The sequence below is a fragment of the Kitasatospora sp. NPDC004723 genome (assembly GCF_040609255.1).
Taxonomy (GTDB): domain Bacteria; phylum Actinomycetota; class Actinomycetes; order Streptomycetales; family Streptomycetaceae; genus Kitasatospora.
In genome coordinates, this window is record NZ_JBEXJT010000001.1 from 524315 (window position 1) to 537119 (window position 12805).

The window sequence follows — 12805 nt, forward strand, 5'->3', positions numbered from 1 at the left end:
CGGAAACGCCAGTTCGAAATTCCGGAATTGCGGTCCGTAAAACGCCGGAGGCGCCCGGCGCGGTGTTCGCGTCGGGCGCCTCCGGTACCGGCGGTCGGGCCGGTCAGGCCTCGCGGCTCAGCATGGCGTCCACGGCCCGGGCGGCGGCGCGGCCGTCGTCCAGGTCGCAGTACTTCGCGCGGAACGCCGCGTACTTCTCGGCGTACTCGGTGCTGATCTCGTCCACCCGGCCGAGCGCCGCGACCACGTCCTCGGAGGTGGCCAGCAGCGGGCCGGGCGCCTCCGCCTCGAAGTCCAGCGAGAAACCGCGCAGGTTGTCGCGGTAGTGCGCCAGGTCGTAGGTGAAGAACAGCACCGGCTTGCCGGTCGCGGCGAAGTCGAACGTCGATGCCGCGTAGTCGGTCACCAGCACGTCGGCGACCAGCAGCAGCTCCGCCATGTCCGGGTAGCTGCTGACGTCCCAGAGGTAGCCGTTGCCGGCGCCGGGGATCTGCTCGCGGACGTTGGAGTGCCGGCGGACCAGCAGCACCTGGTCGTCGGCCAGCGCCGCCCGCGCGGCGTCCAGGTCCAGCTGGAGGTTCAGCTGGTAGCCGCCGTAGTGGCGGCGCCGGTCCTCGCGCCAGGTCGGCGCGTACAGCACGATCTTCTTGCCCTCGGGCAGGCCGAGCCGCTCGCGCACCCGCTCCGCGGTCTTCTCCCGGTCGGCGGAGAAGAACAGGTCGTTGCGCGGCAGGCCGCTCTCCAGGATCTCGCCCTTGAAGTCGAAGGCGCGGCGCAGCACCGGGGCCGCCCAGGTGCTGCCGGCCAGCAGGATGCTCCAGTTCGGAACCTCCTGGGCGAGGCCCTTCAGGTAGTGCGCGTCGGTGAACCAGACCTTCTCGAAGTCGTGGCCGACCTGCTTCAGCGGCGAGCCGTGCCAGGTCTGCAGCACGATCTGGCCGGGCCGGCGGACGAAGAAGTCCGGCAGGTGCGCACTGGTGACGACGTACTTGGCGGTGGCCAGCGCCTCGAACCACTCCGGGCTCCAGAGCCGGACGGAGCCCGCCGACTGCGGCAGGTCCGCCTGCAGGTCGTCGGTGCCCCACAGGTGCTCCAGCGGCAGGCCGCGGCGCACCAGCTCCTCGTGGATCGCCCGCGGCGAGTCCGCGTAGAGGCCGCCGAGCGCGACGTTGTAGAGCACGGTGTCGCGCAGCGGCAGCCGGCGGGCGGCCGGGTAGTCGACCGTGCGCAGCTGGCGCTGGCGCCAGCCGCTGCGCTCCTCCGGAAGCAGTATGTTCTCCGACTCCAGCTGCAGGCCGTCGTGGTGGCGGCGCTCCAGCACGATCCGCTTGCCGCGGGCCTCCACCTCCAGCGGCAGCGAGCCCCAGCACTCGGGCGAGATCAGCGCGTAGGAGGCCATGTCGGGGTGGAAGGTGGCCCCGACCGGGCGGAACGAGATGTTCCAGCCGCCCTGGGCCAGCGGCACGTTGCCCGCGAAGGACGCGGTCGGCACGGCCGGCAGCGCGGTGCGGAAACGGCCGTCGGCGATCTCCACCGGGTAGATGTGCTGCTCCTCGCCCCAGTGGTGGCGGACCACCAGCTCCCAGCGGTGGGTGCCGGGCAGCGGGAAGGTGCCGCTGAGCAGGAAGCCGTCCGCGCCGCGCGCGGTGACCTCGTGCACTATCGGCTGCAGCAGCTGGTCCAGGAACTGGAGGTAGCCGCCGGGGGAGGGCTTGCTGTAGAGGGCGCGGCGCTGCTCGGGCTCGGCGTCCGCGTTGAGCACCAGGTTGAGCTGCTCCGGCGGGTTGCGGTCGTCCCAGGAGAGCGGCACGGCGGTGCCGTCGGCCAGCACCAGATGGGCGTCCCAGCGGTCGCGGGCGCGCTCCTCGGCGATCGGGTCCAGCTCCGCCCAGCTCTCGCGGACCTCGGTCAGCTCGGGGATCCCGAAGGAGGCGCGGAACGGCTGCAGGCCGCCGACCGGGGTGCCCGCGGACACCGGGAAGAACAGCTCGCGCTCGGACTCGACGTGGGTGAGCCGCATCCGGGCCCCGGCCAGCCGGACGCCGGAGCGGGCCGCACCGGCGACCTCGACGGTGTCGCCCTGCGCGGCGATCCCGGTCACCCGGATCCGCACGTTCTCCACCCGCAGGTAGACGCTGCCGTCGCGGACGAACGGCACGATCCGCACGTTCGGCTCGACCCAGTGCGAGGGCTGGTAGAGCGCGGTGTCCGCCCAGCCGGCCCAGATCCGGCCCTTGTAGACGCCGCCCTTGCCCGCGCCGGCGACCAGGACGCGCCAGTTGCCGTCCTTCCACTGGCCGCGGTGCTTGAGCTTCTCCGGGTCGACCGAGACGGTGAAGCCGGCCCAGTCGCAGTTGTAGAGGTCGTGGTGGTTGGTGGCGGTGGCCTCGGGGCTGTACTGGGTCTTCATCGGCACGGCGATGACCCGGCGGCCCTTGGCCTCGCGCAGCACCAGGGTGCGGACCATGTCGTGCTTGTTGGCCGCGCCCAGCTGCTCCGGGTACGCGTGGCCGGTCAGCTGCAGCCGGCCGCCCTCCCAGTGCGCGTCGTAGAGCCGGCTGCGGATGACGGTGGAGTTGCGCAGGCTGAGCAGGCCCGACGGCACGCTCTTGCGGCCGCCGCGCAGGAACGGGTAGTCGGCGTACGGGCGCAGCAGGCCCTTGGCGATGACGCCGCCGTTGCTCTCGCCCTCGTACTTGATCTGCTCGACGAACTCGTCGATCCGGCCCTGCAGGGTCAGGTGGTACTTCAGGCGCAGCGGCGCGCGCAGCTTCTTGACCTGCTCCGGGCCGATCGCGCGCAGCAGCCGGCTGACGCACCGGATGTAGGCCTCCCGGTACTCCTTGTCGCCGTCCACGACGGACCAGAAGAACATCGGGATCTCCTCGACGAGGGTGTTCTCGTCGTAGGACTTCAGGTACTCGGCGAAGCGCGGCTCGGTCTGCTTCTTCAGCCAGCCGCGGACCAGCTCGACCGAGGTGACGCGGTCGATCAGGCCCTTCGGGTTGGTGCGCATCTGGGTGATCGACATCTCGCCGACCTCGCGCTCGCGCCAGTGGTAGATCGGCTCGGAGAGCACGTCCACGCTCTTGGCGAGGTAGTGGTGCGGCACGCTGACCGGGGCGTCCTCGTACAGGATGCCCTCGGGGTAGAGGATGCCGGCCGCGTCGAAGAAGGAGCGGCGGTACACCTTGTTCCACGCGGTGCGGTCGGTGACCAGCGAGGGGATCTCGGTGATGTGCGTCTTGAGCACGGTCTTGGCGAACGGACGGCTGTGGCCGCCGGACTGGTAGTAGCCGATCGCACGGAACCGCAGCACGTTGCCGGTGGCGAAGTCCGAGCCGGTCTCGTCCAGCGTGTTGATCATCAGCTCGTACGCGCTGGGCGGCATCGAGTCGTCGCTGTCGACGAAGCAGAGGAACTCGGAGTCCGGGTCGATGTGCCGGATACCGGTGTTGCGGGCCGCGCCGAGGCCCTTGTTGACCTGGCGGACCAGCCGGAACCGGGAGTCCTTGGCGGCGTACGCCTCGGCGAGCGCGGCACTGGTGTCCTTCGAACCGTCGTCGACCATGACGCACTCGAAGTCCGTGAACGTCTGGGCGGCGATCGAGTCGAGGCACTCCACGAGGTAGCGCTCGACGTTGTAGATCGGAACGACGATGGAGAGGCGGGGAGCCATCGGCTACGCAGGCCTTTCTCGGGAAGGAGCGTGGCAGCCCGGTTCGGGGTCTGACCGCACTTTGATCGGTGCGTACGTGCCCGTCGATCCTACCGTCCGGCCCACGGACCCCCGGGGCCCCGGGTCAAACGCCCCCACTACCCTGGGGCCATGCCCCGCTTCAGTGTGATCGTCCCGGTCTACAGGGTCGAGGAGTACCTCCCCGAGTGCCTCGCCTCGGTGCTCGGCCAGGACGGCCCGGACTTCGAGCTGATCGCGGTGGACGACCGCTCGCCGGACGGCTGCGGCGCCCTGCTCGACGAGGCCGCCGCCCGCGACCCCCGGGTGCGGGTGCTCCACCTGCCGGAGAACGTCGGCCTCGGCCGGGCCCGCAACGCCGGCCTGGAGGTCGCCACCGGCGACTACGTGCTCTTCCTGGACAGCGACGACACCCTGACCCCCGGTCTGCTCAAGGCGGTGCACGACCGGCTCGCCTCCGGCGGAGACCCGGACGTCCTGGTCTACGACTACGCCCGCACCTACGCCGACGGCCGGGTCGTCCGGGCCGCCTCCGCCAAGGTCTTCGGCGCCCCCTCCCGGGACGTCTTCGGCCTCGCCGACCGCCCCGAGCTGCTCGAACTGCTCCAGGTGGTCTGGAACAAGGCCTACCGCCGCGACTTCGTCACCGCCCAGGGCCTGACCTTCCCGGCCGGCTACTACGAGGACACCCCCTGGACCTACCCGGCGCTGCTCGCGGCCCGGAGCATCACCCTGCTCGACCGGATCGGCGTGCACTACCGCCAGCGCCAGGAGGGCGGCAACATCCTGGCCACCGCCAGCCGCAAGCACTTCGACGTCTTCGGCCAGTACGACCTGGTCTTCGCGTTCCTGGACGGCCGCCCCGACCTGGACCGCTGGCGCCCGGTGGTCTACGGCCGGATGCTGCACCACCTCAACACCGTGGTCTCCCGCCCGGGCCGGGTCCCGCCCGGCGACCGCCGGGAGTTCTTCCGCCGCGCAGCCGAGCACTGCGCCCGGCTGCGCCCGGCCGGCTACCGCGCGCCCGGCGGGGTGGCCGGGCTGCGCACCGAACTGCTCGGCCACGGCCGGTACACCGCGTACCAGGCGGTCCGGGCGCTGGCCCGGGCCCGGCGGATGGTCCGCGGCTGAGGCCCGGACGGGCGGCCGGGCCTGACGGCCGTTCGGGGGACATCCGGGTATAACCGGACGGTGGACTTCCTGACCCGTATTCCGGTGATCGGCCCGCTCGTCGCCCGGGTGCTGCGCAGCCGCCCGTACCGCGCCTACGAGCACTTCACGGAGCTGCGCGGCAACCGGCTGGCCGGCGCGGTCACCTTCTTCGGTTTCCTCGCCCTCTTCCCGCTGCTGACGGTCGCGCTGGCGATCGCCGTCGCGACCCTCAGCGACAGCCGGGTCGAGGATCTCGAACACCGCATCTCCGACCAGCTGCCCGGCATCTCCGACGCGCTGAACCTGCCCTCGCTGGTGGCCAACGCGGGCGCGGTCGGCCTGGTCGGCGGGGTGCTGTTGGTGCTGTCCGGGCTCGGGTGGGTGGACACCATGCGGACCTCGATCCGGGACCTGTGGCAGCTGCCCGCCGAGGAGGGCAACCCGCTGCTGCGCAAGGCCTGGGACTTCGTGGTGCTCGGCGGTCTGGGCCTGGTCTCGCTGGTCTCGCTCGGCGCCTCGGCGGCCGGCACCACGCTGGCGGGCCGGATCGCCGACTGGATCGGCCTGGGCGCCGGCGGCTACCTGCTCACCGCGGCCGGGCTGCTGATCGCGGTGGCCTCGGACATGCTGCTCTTCGCCTACCTGCTGGCGCCGTTCCCGCGGATCGGCGACCAGCGCCGCCGGGACGTCCTGCAGGCCGCGCTGATCGGGGCGGTGGGCTTCGAGCTGCTGAAGATCCTGCTCTCCTCGTACCTCGGCTCGGTCGCCGGACGGAGCCTCTACGGCGCCTTCGGCGTGCCGGTGGCGCTGCTGCTCTGGATCAACTTCGTCTGCCGGCTGCTGATGTTCTGCGTGGCCTGGACCGCCACCGCGGACCCGGCGGCCGCCCGCGAGCGGGTCCGGGAGCGCGCCCGGGCGATGGTCGAGGCCGCCGACGAGCAGGCCGCCGGGGCGGGCACCGGCGGGCCGGCCCGGGACACGGCGCGGGCCCGGCCCCAGGAGGACTGAGACCGGGCCCGGACGTGCCGGTGGATCACCCGCCGACGGCGCGCCGCCGGAACAGCAGCAGGACACCCCCGCCGCCGGCCGCCAGGGCCAGCCCGACGGCGACCCAGCCGGCCGCGCCGAGCCCCTCGCCCCCGTCCACCCGCGCGGTCGCCGCGGCGGCCGGGGCGGAGTCGCTCGGCGTGGGGTGCGGCGGCGGGGCGGGCGCCCCGGCCGCGCCGCCGGCCTGACCGGTCGGCGTCGGCGCGACGGACTCGCCCTCCTCGACCAGCTTCCCGACCGGGGTGACCTTGCCGGCCGCCGCGAAGCCCCAGTCCAGCAGGGCGGCCGTCTCGTCGTAGACCTTCTGGTAGCTGGAGGGGTGCATGACCGTCACCAGCAGGGTGCGCCCGCCGCGTTCGGCGGCGCCGACGAAGGTGGAGCCGGCGTTGGTGGTGAAACCGTTCTTCACCCCGATCAGCCCCGGGTACTTGCCGAGCAGCCGGTCGGTGTTGGCGATGCCGAAGCTGCCGCGCTGGCCGGTGTTCTTGTCCACCGCGCCCGGGAACATCGCGTCGCGGGTCGCGCAGTACGCCCGGAAGTCCGGGTTGCGCAGCCCCGCCCGGGCGAACAGCGTGAGGTCGTACGCCGAGGAGACCTGGCCGTCCGAGTCGTAGCCGTCCGGCGAGACCACCCGGGTGTCCCGGGCCTGCAGTGCCTCCGCTCGCGCCTGCATCTCGGCGACGGTGCGCTGCACCCCGCCGTTCATGTGCGCGAGCACGTGCACCGCGTCGTTCCCCGAGCTCAGGAACACCCCGCGCCAGAGGTCCTCGACCTTGTACTCCAGGTCCTCCTTGATGCCGACCAGGCTGCTGCCCGGCCCGATCCCCTGGATCTCCGCGTCCTCCACCTTGTGCACCGCGTTGCGGTCGAACTTGGGCAGCACGGTGTCGGCGAAGAGGATCTTCAGGGTGGACGCGGGGGCGAGGCGCAGATGCGGGTTGCTGGTCGCCAGGACCTCCCCCGAGGAGGCGTCGGCGACGATCCAGGACTGCCCGGTGAGGTCCCCGGGCAGCGCGGGGGCGCCGGGCAGCGGGTTCACCTGGACCCCGGGGAGCCCCAGCCGCTCCCCGCCGACCGCGACCGGCGGGGGCGGCGGCTCACCGGGGGCGGCGACGGCCGGCGGGGCGGCGATCAGGAGCGGGAGCGCCGCGACGGGCGCGGCGAGCAGGCGTGCGAGCTTCGAGCGAGTGGGCACCACCAGACGGTACCCAGTCCGGGCCCCCGCCGTCCGCCCCCTTGCCCCTCCGGACCGCAAGGAGGCCCCCACCGTACGCCGAACGGACGCCGAGCATACTGGGAGGGCACACCGTCTTCACCTCCCCGCCGCACCGAGGACCACCCCCATGAAGCTCAGCCGTCGCACCTCCTGGTTCCTGACCGCCTTCGGCGTCTGGTCGATGATCATCTGGACCACCTTCGTCAAGAACCTCTGGAAGGACTCCGGCGGCCAGGCCTTCACCAACGGCGACCACTCCCAGCCCACCGCCTTCTTCTGGGTCCACCTCCTGCTCGCCGTCACCTCCTTCGCCCTCGGCATCGCCGTCGGCGCCGTCGGCGTCCGCGGCCTGCGCGCCACCCGGCGCGAAACCGCCGCCGGCTGACCCGCGAGCCCGGCGTCCCGCGCCGGGCCGGGGCAGCGCGAAGGCCCCCGTCCACGTGGACGGGGGCCTTCGCGCGCTGCGGGGTGCTCCGGGATCAGAAGCGGCGGGTGACCAGGGCCCGCTTCACTTCCTGGATCGCCTTGGTGACCTCGATGCCACGGGGGCAGGCCTCCGAGCAGTTGAAGGTGGTCCGGCAGCGCCAGACGCCCTCACGGTCGTTCAGGATCTCCAGGCGCTGCTCCGCACCCTCGTCGCGCGAGTCGAAGATGAAGCGGTGCGCGTTGACGATCGCGGCCGGGCCGAAGTACTGGCCGTCGTTCCAGAACACCGGGCAGGACGACGTGCACGCGGCGCACAGGATGCACTTGGTGGTGTCGTCGAACCGCTCGCGGTCCTCGGCGGACTGCAGGCGCTCGCGGGTCGGGTCGTTCCCCTTGGTGATGAGGAACGGCATGACGTCCTTGTACGCCTGGAAGAACGGGTCCATGTCCACGACCAGGTCCTTGAGGACCGTCAGGCCCTTGATGGCCTCGATCGTGATCGGCTTCTCCGGGTTGACGTCCTTGATCAGGGTCTTGCACGCCAGCCGGTTGCGGCCGTTGATCCGCATCGCGTCGGAGCCGCAGATGCCGTGCGCGCAGGAACGGCGGTAGGTGAGGGTGCCGTCCTGCTCCCACTTGATCGTGTTGAGCGCGTCCAGGACGCGCTCCTTCGGGTCCATCTCCAGCTGGTAGTCGACCCACACCGGCTCCGGGTGCTCCTCCGGGTTGAACCGGCGGATCCGGAAGGTGACGGTGATCAGCTTGGTGCCACCGGCCTCGACCGCGTCCAGAGCGGCCGAGTGCTTCTCCACGGTCGGAGTGCTCATCAGTACTTACGCTCCATCGGCTGGTAGCGGGTCTGCACGACCGGCTTGTAGTCAAGGCGGATGGAGGTGCTGCCGTCCTCGGCGACCTCCTGGTACGCCATGGTGTGCTGCATGAACTTCACGTCGTCACGGGTCGGGAAGTCCTCGCGGTAGTGACCGCCGCGCGACTCCTCGCGGGCGAGCGCGGAGACCGCCAGGACCTCGGCCAGGTCGAGCAGGTTGCCCAGCTCGATGGCCTCCAGCAGGTCCGTGTTGTAACGGAAGCCCTTGTCCTGGATGGCGACGTTCTTGTAGCGGACCTTCAGCGCGGCGATGTCCTCGACGGCCTGCTTCAGGGTCGCACCGGTGCGGTACACCATCGCGTTGGTGTCCATGGACTCCTGCAGCTCCTTGCGGATCTGCGCCACGGACTCGGTGCCGGTGGCCTCGCGCAGGCCGTCGACCAGGTCCTGGACCAGCTGCTCCGGGTTCTCCGGCAGCGGCACGAACTCGTTCGCCTCGGCGAACTCGGCGGCGGCGATGCCGGCCCGGCGGCCGAACACGTTGATGTCCAGCAGCGAGTTGGTGCCCAGGCGGTTGGCGCCGTGCACGGACACGCAGGCGACCTCGCCGGCCGCGTACAGGCCCGGGACGACCTCGGTGTTGTTGCGCAGCACCTCACCCTCGACGTTGGTCGGGATGCCGCCCATGGCGTAGTGCGCGGTGGGCTGGATCGGGATCGGGTCCGTGTAGGGCTCGATGCCGAGGTAGGTGCGGGCGAACTCGGTGATGTCCGGGAGCTTGGCGTCCAGCTGCTCCGGCGGCAGGTGGGTCAGGTCCAGGTAGACGTGGTCGCCGTCCGGACCGCAGCCGCGGCCCTCGCGGATCTCGGTGTAGATCGCGCGGGAGCAGACGTCACGGGACGCGAGGTCCTTCATGACGGGGGCGTAGCGCTCCATGAAGCGCTCGCCGTCCTTGTTGCGCAGGATGCCGCCCTCGCCGCGGGCGCCCTCGGTGAGCAGGATGCCCATGCGCCAGATGCCCGTCGGGTGGAACTGGAAGAACTCCATGTCCTCCAGCGGCAGGCCGCGGCGGTAGGCCACCGCCTGGCCGTCACCGGTGAGGGTGTGGGCGTTCGAGGAGACCTTGAACATCTTGCCGGTGCCGCCGGAGGCGAACACGACCGCCTTGGCCTGGAAGACGTGGATCTCGCCGGTGGCCAGCTCGTAGGCGACGACGCCGGCCGTGCGGCCCTCGTTGATCAGCAGGTCGAGGACGTAGAACTCGTTGAAGAACTCGACGCCGTGCTTGACGCAGTTCTGGAACAGCGTCTGCAGGATCATGTGGCCGGTGCGGTCGGCCGCGTAGCAGGAACGGCGGACCGGGGCCTCGCCGTGGTTGCGGGAGTGGCCGCCGAAGCGGCGCTGGTCGATCCGGCCCTGCTCGGTGCGGGAGAAGGGCAGGCCCATCTTCTCCAGGTCGAGGACGGCGTCGATGGCCTCCTTGCACATGATCTCGGCGGCGTCCTGGTCGACCAGGTAGTCACCACCCTTGACCGTGTCGAAGGTGTGCCACTCCCAGTTGTCCTCCTCGACGTTGGCGAGGGCGGCGCACATGCCGCCCTGGGCCGCGCCGGTGTGGGACCGGGTGGGGTAGAGCTTGGTCAGGACGGCGGTGCGGCTGCGCTGCGTCGACTCGATGGCGGCGCGCATGCCGGCGCCGCCGGCGCCGACGATGACGGTGTCGTACTGGTGAATCTGCATGGGGGTTTAACTCGCCTCTGGCCTCTGCCGATTTCCGATTAGATGTTCGGGTCGAAGGTGAAGATCACCAGGGTTCCGAGCAGCACGGTGAAGACCGTGGCGGTACCCATGAGGCCCTTCAGCCAGAGCCGGGTGGAGTCCTTCTCGGCGTAGTCGTTGATGACCTGGCGCATGCCGTTGGCGCCGTGCAGCATGGCCAGCCAGAGCATGGTGAGGTCCCAGACCTGCCAGAACGGCGAGGCCCAGCGGCCGGCCACGAAGGCGAAGCCGATCTTGGAGACGCCGCCGTCGAGCACCAGCATGATCAGCAGGTGGCCGAGGATCAGCACCACGAGGACGATGCCGGACAGGCGCATGAACAGCCAGGCCAGCATCTCGAAGTTGGTACGGGTGCGGCGCGGGGTCTTCTTGGTCCGCTGGCGGGCCGGCTCGACCACGAAGGCGTCGGCGGGGTTGCCCGTGCCGAGACCCTTGCCGGTGTGCGCCTGCGCGGAGGGGACCACCACAGCGTCGGAGATTTCCGTGGACATGTCTCAGATCACTTCCCGAACCAGGAGGTCAGCGTGTGCTGCAGGATCGGGTAGAAGGCGCCGGCCATGAGGACGACCCAGACTCCGACCACGGACCAGAGCATCTGCTTCTGGTACTTCGGGCCCTTCGACCAGAAGTCGACGGCGACGACGCGCAGGCCGTTCAGGGCGTGGAACAGGATGGCGGCCACCAGGCCGTACTCCATCAGGTTCACGAGCGGCGTCTTGTACGTCTGGATGACGGTGTCGTACGCCTCGGGAGACACCCGCACCAGGGCGGTGTCCAGGACATGGGCGAACAGGAAGAAGAAGATGAGGACGCCGGTGACTCGATGAGCCACCCAGCTCCACATGCCTTCCCGGCCGCGGTACAGCGTTCCAGCCGGCACGGAAAAACCCTCCGGAAGCGATTGGGGGCTCGGCCGGCTTCGGTGTCGGTCAGCCCGGCCGGGTACGGTCCACCGGCCGCGAGCATCCTATCGACGCCTTGTCGGGAACCGCCTCCGGGGGCCCTCGGTGTGATCAAAGAGGCACTTCTGGCCTAGCTGGGTGGGAACCGAGGAGCGATTTGCGACGCTGGGTGACCGATGTGTCGCACAAGGTCGCGCTACGGTGGGCGGCCCCGTCCGCGCCGACACCCCCGACGAGGCCCCCGTGCCGCACCCCGCTCCGCGTCCGCCCCGCCCCCTGTTCCTCGCCGCCGCCCTGCTGCTCGCGGCGGGCTGCGCCGCCCCCGCCGGCGAATCGGCCGACCGGGCGTCCTCCACCGCCCCGCCCCGCGAGCTGTCCGCCGCCGAGCTGCGCGCCGCCGCGGTGACCGAGGCGGACCTCGGTCCCGGCTTCACCGTGACGGTCATCACCCCCGGCCGTGGCGCGACCGGCCCGGACGGCGGCCGGGAGGCCGCCGACAAGCCGGCCTGCCAGCCGCTGCTGGACTCGGTGGCCCCGGCGCCGGCCGCCGGCCGGGCGGGCGCGTCGGCCTCTGCCCCGCCGGTGTCGGCGGTGCCGTCCGCCGAGACCGATCTGAGCGTGGCCCTGGCCGGCGATCCGGCGGGCAGCCTCTACGGGGCGCTGCTCGGCTACCCGGGCGACCGGGCGGCCCGGCTGCACGCGGAGCTGGAGGGGCTGTTCGGTCCGTGCGCGGAGTTCGCCTCGACGGCGCCGCCGCCGCCGGCGGAGAAGGGCCGGGGCGCGACCCGCACCGTGCACCGGCTGAGCCGGAACGACACGCCCACGCCCGAGGGAGCCGACGCGGCGACGGGTTTCACCCTGACGAATGAATCGGGCTCGGTGGTGCTCGCTCAGCGTGCCGTCCTGGCGAGGGTCGGACCGGCCCTGGTGGTGTTCAGCACGGTGGGCGTCGGCGCCGAGCCGGCCCCCGCGCCGGACGAGCGGGTCGTCCGGCGTCAGGTGGCCAGGCTGCGGGCGGCCCAGCGGGGCTGAGCGCCCCGCCGTCAGCGGGCCGCGGCCCCCGAGTGGGTGGCGACCAGGTGCTCCAGGCGGTTGAGGGCGATCCGGCGCAACTCGTCGGCGGCGACCAGGCGCTCCTCGTCGGGATCGTTGGCGAGACGGGTGCGGATCGAGCCGAGGACGGCGTCGAGCATCTCCTCGGGGTCGATGCCCTCCAGGCAGACCACGAAGACGTGGCCGAACCGGGCCTCGTACGCGGCGTGGGCGGCCCGCAGCGCGGTGTGCGCCGCCTGGCTGCCGGGTGCGCGCATGCCGAGGAGCGGCTGCGGCATCCAGCTCTCGTCCGCCAGCGCCTCGGCCAGGTCGGCCGGACGCAGGTCGTACGAGGCCTCGCTGGCGGCGGCGAGCAGGGACTCTATGTCGGGGTAGGGCCGGTGCACGGTGAGCCGCAGGGCCCACCGGTGACTGCCGCAGCAGGCCAGCAGGGCCTCCTCCGCGGCTCCGGCGTCGGCTTCGTTGAATCGGTGCAACCCGAGGAGGGTCGGCTCGTCCCGGGGATCGAGCCTCGGTGACGGGATGTCGCTGGCCAGCGGGTCCTCCTCGTGAGGGCGGGAAGGTGCCGGTGAAGGGGGCGGTTGGAGTGGTGGGTGACGCGCCGGTGAAGCCTGGTGAAGTATGAGGCTGCGGAACGGCGTCCAATGCCCGTCCGGCTGTGGCTCCAAGGTAGTTGAGCGCTCATCAGTTGGGGAGGGCGCGGG

At 71.7% G+C, this 12805-nt stretch carries 10 protein-coding genes and 1 pseudogene; 4 read left to right on the top strand and 7 right to left on the bottom strand.

Features of this window, described 5'->3' with window-relative positions:
- Positions 1-103: 103 nt before the first annotated feature.
- On the bottom strand, positions 104-3679 hold the full coding sequence (locus ABZW10_RS02510; RefSeq protein WP_355358569.1) for a CDP-glycerol glycerophosphotransferase family protein: 3576 nt from the start codon (positions 3677-3679) through the stop codon (positions 104-106).
- A gap of 150 nt (positions 3680-3829) precedes the next feature.
- Between ABZW10_RS02510 and ABZW10_RS02515 the strand changes: the two are divergent.
- Together ABZW10_RS02515 and ABZW10_RS02520 are read left to right on the top strand one after the other, a co-directional pair.
- Positions 3830-4684, top strand: a pseudogene (locus tag ABZW10_RS02515) (glycosyltransferase); the annotation flags it as partial.
- A 204-nt stretch (positions 4685-4888) separates the two neighbouring features.
- A complete protein-coding gene (locus tag ABZW10_RS02520) occupies positions 4889-5857 on the top strand; it encodes a YihY/virulence factor BrkB family protein (RefSeq protein WP_355358572.1) in 969 nt (322 codons plus the stop codon).
- A gap of 25 nt (positions 5858-5882) precedes the next feature.
- Here the strand turns inward: ABZW10_RS02520 and ABZW10_RS02525 are convergent, their stop codons facing one another.
- On the bottom strand, positions 5883-7031 hold the full coding sequence (locus ABZW10_RS02525; RefSeq protein WP_355358939.1) for a D-alanyl-D-alanine carboxypeptidase: 1149 nt from the start codon (positions 7029-7031) through the stop codon (positions 5883-5885).
- A 208-nt stretch (positions 7032-7239) separates the two neighbouring features.
- On the opposite strand from ABZW10_RS02525, the gene ABZW10_RS02530 reads away from it, so the two are divergent.
- Positions 7240-7497 carry a hypothetical protein gene (locus tag ABZW10_RS02530; RefSeq protein WP_355358575.1) on the top strand — a complete coding sequence of 86 codons (258 nt, stop codon included), beginning with the start codon at positions 7240-7242 and terminating at the stop codon, positions 7495-7497.
- Between the two features lie 94 nt (positions 7498-7591).
- Here the strand turns inward: ABZW10_RS02530 and ABZW10_RS02535 are convergent, their stop codons facing one another.
- Genes ABZW10_RS02535 through sdhC form a run of 4 tightly spaced genes read right to left on the bottom strand, consistent with a single transcriptional unit; the run spans position 7592 to position 11026 of the window.
- Positions 7592-8365 (bottom strand): succinate dehydrogenase iron-sulfur subunit, encoded by a 774-nt coding sequence (locus ABZW10_RS02535; protein WP_344343381.1) that lies wholly within the window; start codon positions 8363-8365, stop codon positions 7592-7594.
- Positions 8365-10107, bottom strand: coding sequence for a succinate dehydrogenase flavoprotein subunit (sdhA, locus tag ABZW10_RS02540; protein WP_355358578.1), 1743 nt, complete (start codon positions 10105-10107; stop codon positions 8365-8367). Before sdhA ends, ABZW10_RS02535 begins: the two co-directional genes overlap by 1 nt.
- A gap of 38 nt (positions 10108-10145) precedes the next feature.
- Positions 10146-10637 (bottom strand): succinate dehydrogenase hydrophobic membrane anchor subunit, encoded by a 492-nt coding sequence (locus ABZW10_RS02545; protein WP_355358581.1) that lies wholly within the window; start codon positions 10635-10637, stop codon positions 10146-10148.
- 8 nt (positions 10638-10645) lie between these two features.
- Positions 10646-11026 (bottom strand): succinate dehydrogenase, cytochrome b556 subunit, encoded by a 381-nt coding sequence (sdhC, locus tag ABZW10_RS02550; RefSeq protein ID WP_093861779.1) that lies wholly within the window; start codon positions 11024-11026, stop codon positions 10646-10648.
- 223 nt (positions 11027-11249) lie between these two features.
- On the opposite strand from sdhC, the gene ABZW10_RS02555 reads away from it, so the two are divergent.
- Complete coding sequence (locus ABZW10_RS02555; RefSeq protein ID WP_355358584.1) at positions 11250-12080, top strand: hypothetical protein; 831 nt, start codon at positions 11250-11252, stop codon at positions 12078-12080.
- 11 nt (positions 12081-12091) lie between these two features.
- Here ABZW10_RS02555 and ABZW10_RS02560 read toward each other — a convergent pair whose 3' ends face one another.
- Positions 12092-12577 (bottom strand): 2-oxo-4-hydroxy-4-carboxy-5-ureidoimidazoline decarboxylase, encoded by a 486-nt coding sequence (locus ABZW10_RS02560; protein WP_355358587.1) that lies wholly within the window; start codon positions 12575-12577, stop codon positions 12092-12094.
- Positions 12578-12805 lie beyond the last annotated feature (228 nt).

Coding starts and splice junctions, on each gene's coding strand:
- ABZW10_RS02510 (WP_355358569.1), bottom strand. CDS start 3,679: ATGGCTCCCCGCCTCTCCATCGTCGTTCCGATCTACAACGTCGAGCGC.
- sdhA (WP_355358578.1), bottom strand. CDS start 10,107: ATGCAGATTCACCAGTACGACACCGTCATCGTCGGCGCCGGCGGCGCC.
- ABZW10_RS02535 (WP_344343381.1), bottom strand. CDS start 8,365: ATGAGCACTCCGACCGTGGAGAAGCACTCGGCCGCTCTGGACGCGGTC.
- ABZW10_RS02530 (WP_355358575.1), top strand. CDS start 7,240: ATGAAGCTCAGCCGTCGCACCTCCTGGTTCCTGACCGCCTTCGGCGTC.
- ABZW10_RS02545 (WP_355358581.1), bottom strand. CDS start 10,637: ATGTCCACGGAAATCTCCGACGCTGTGGTGGTCCCCTCCGCGCAGGCG.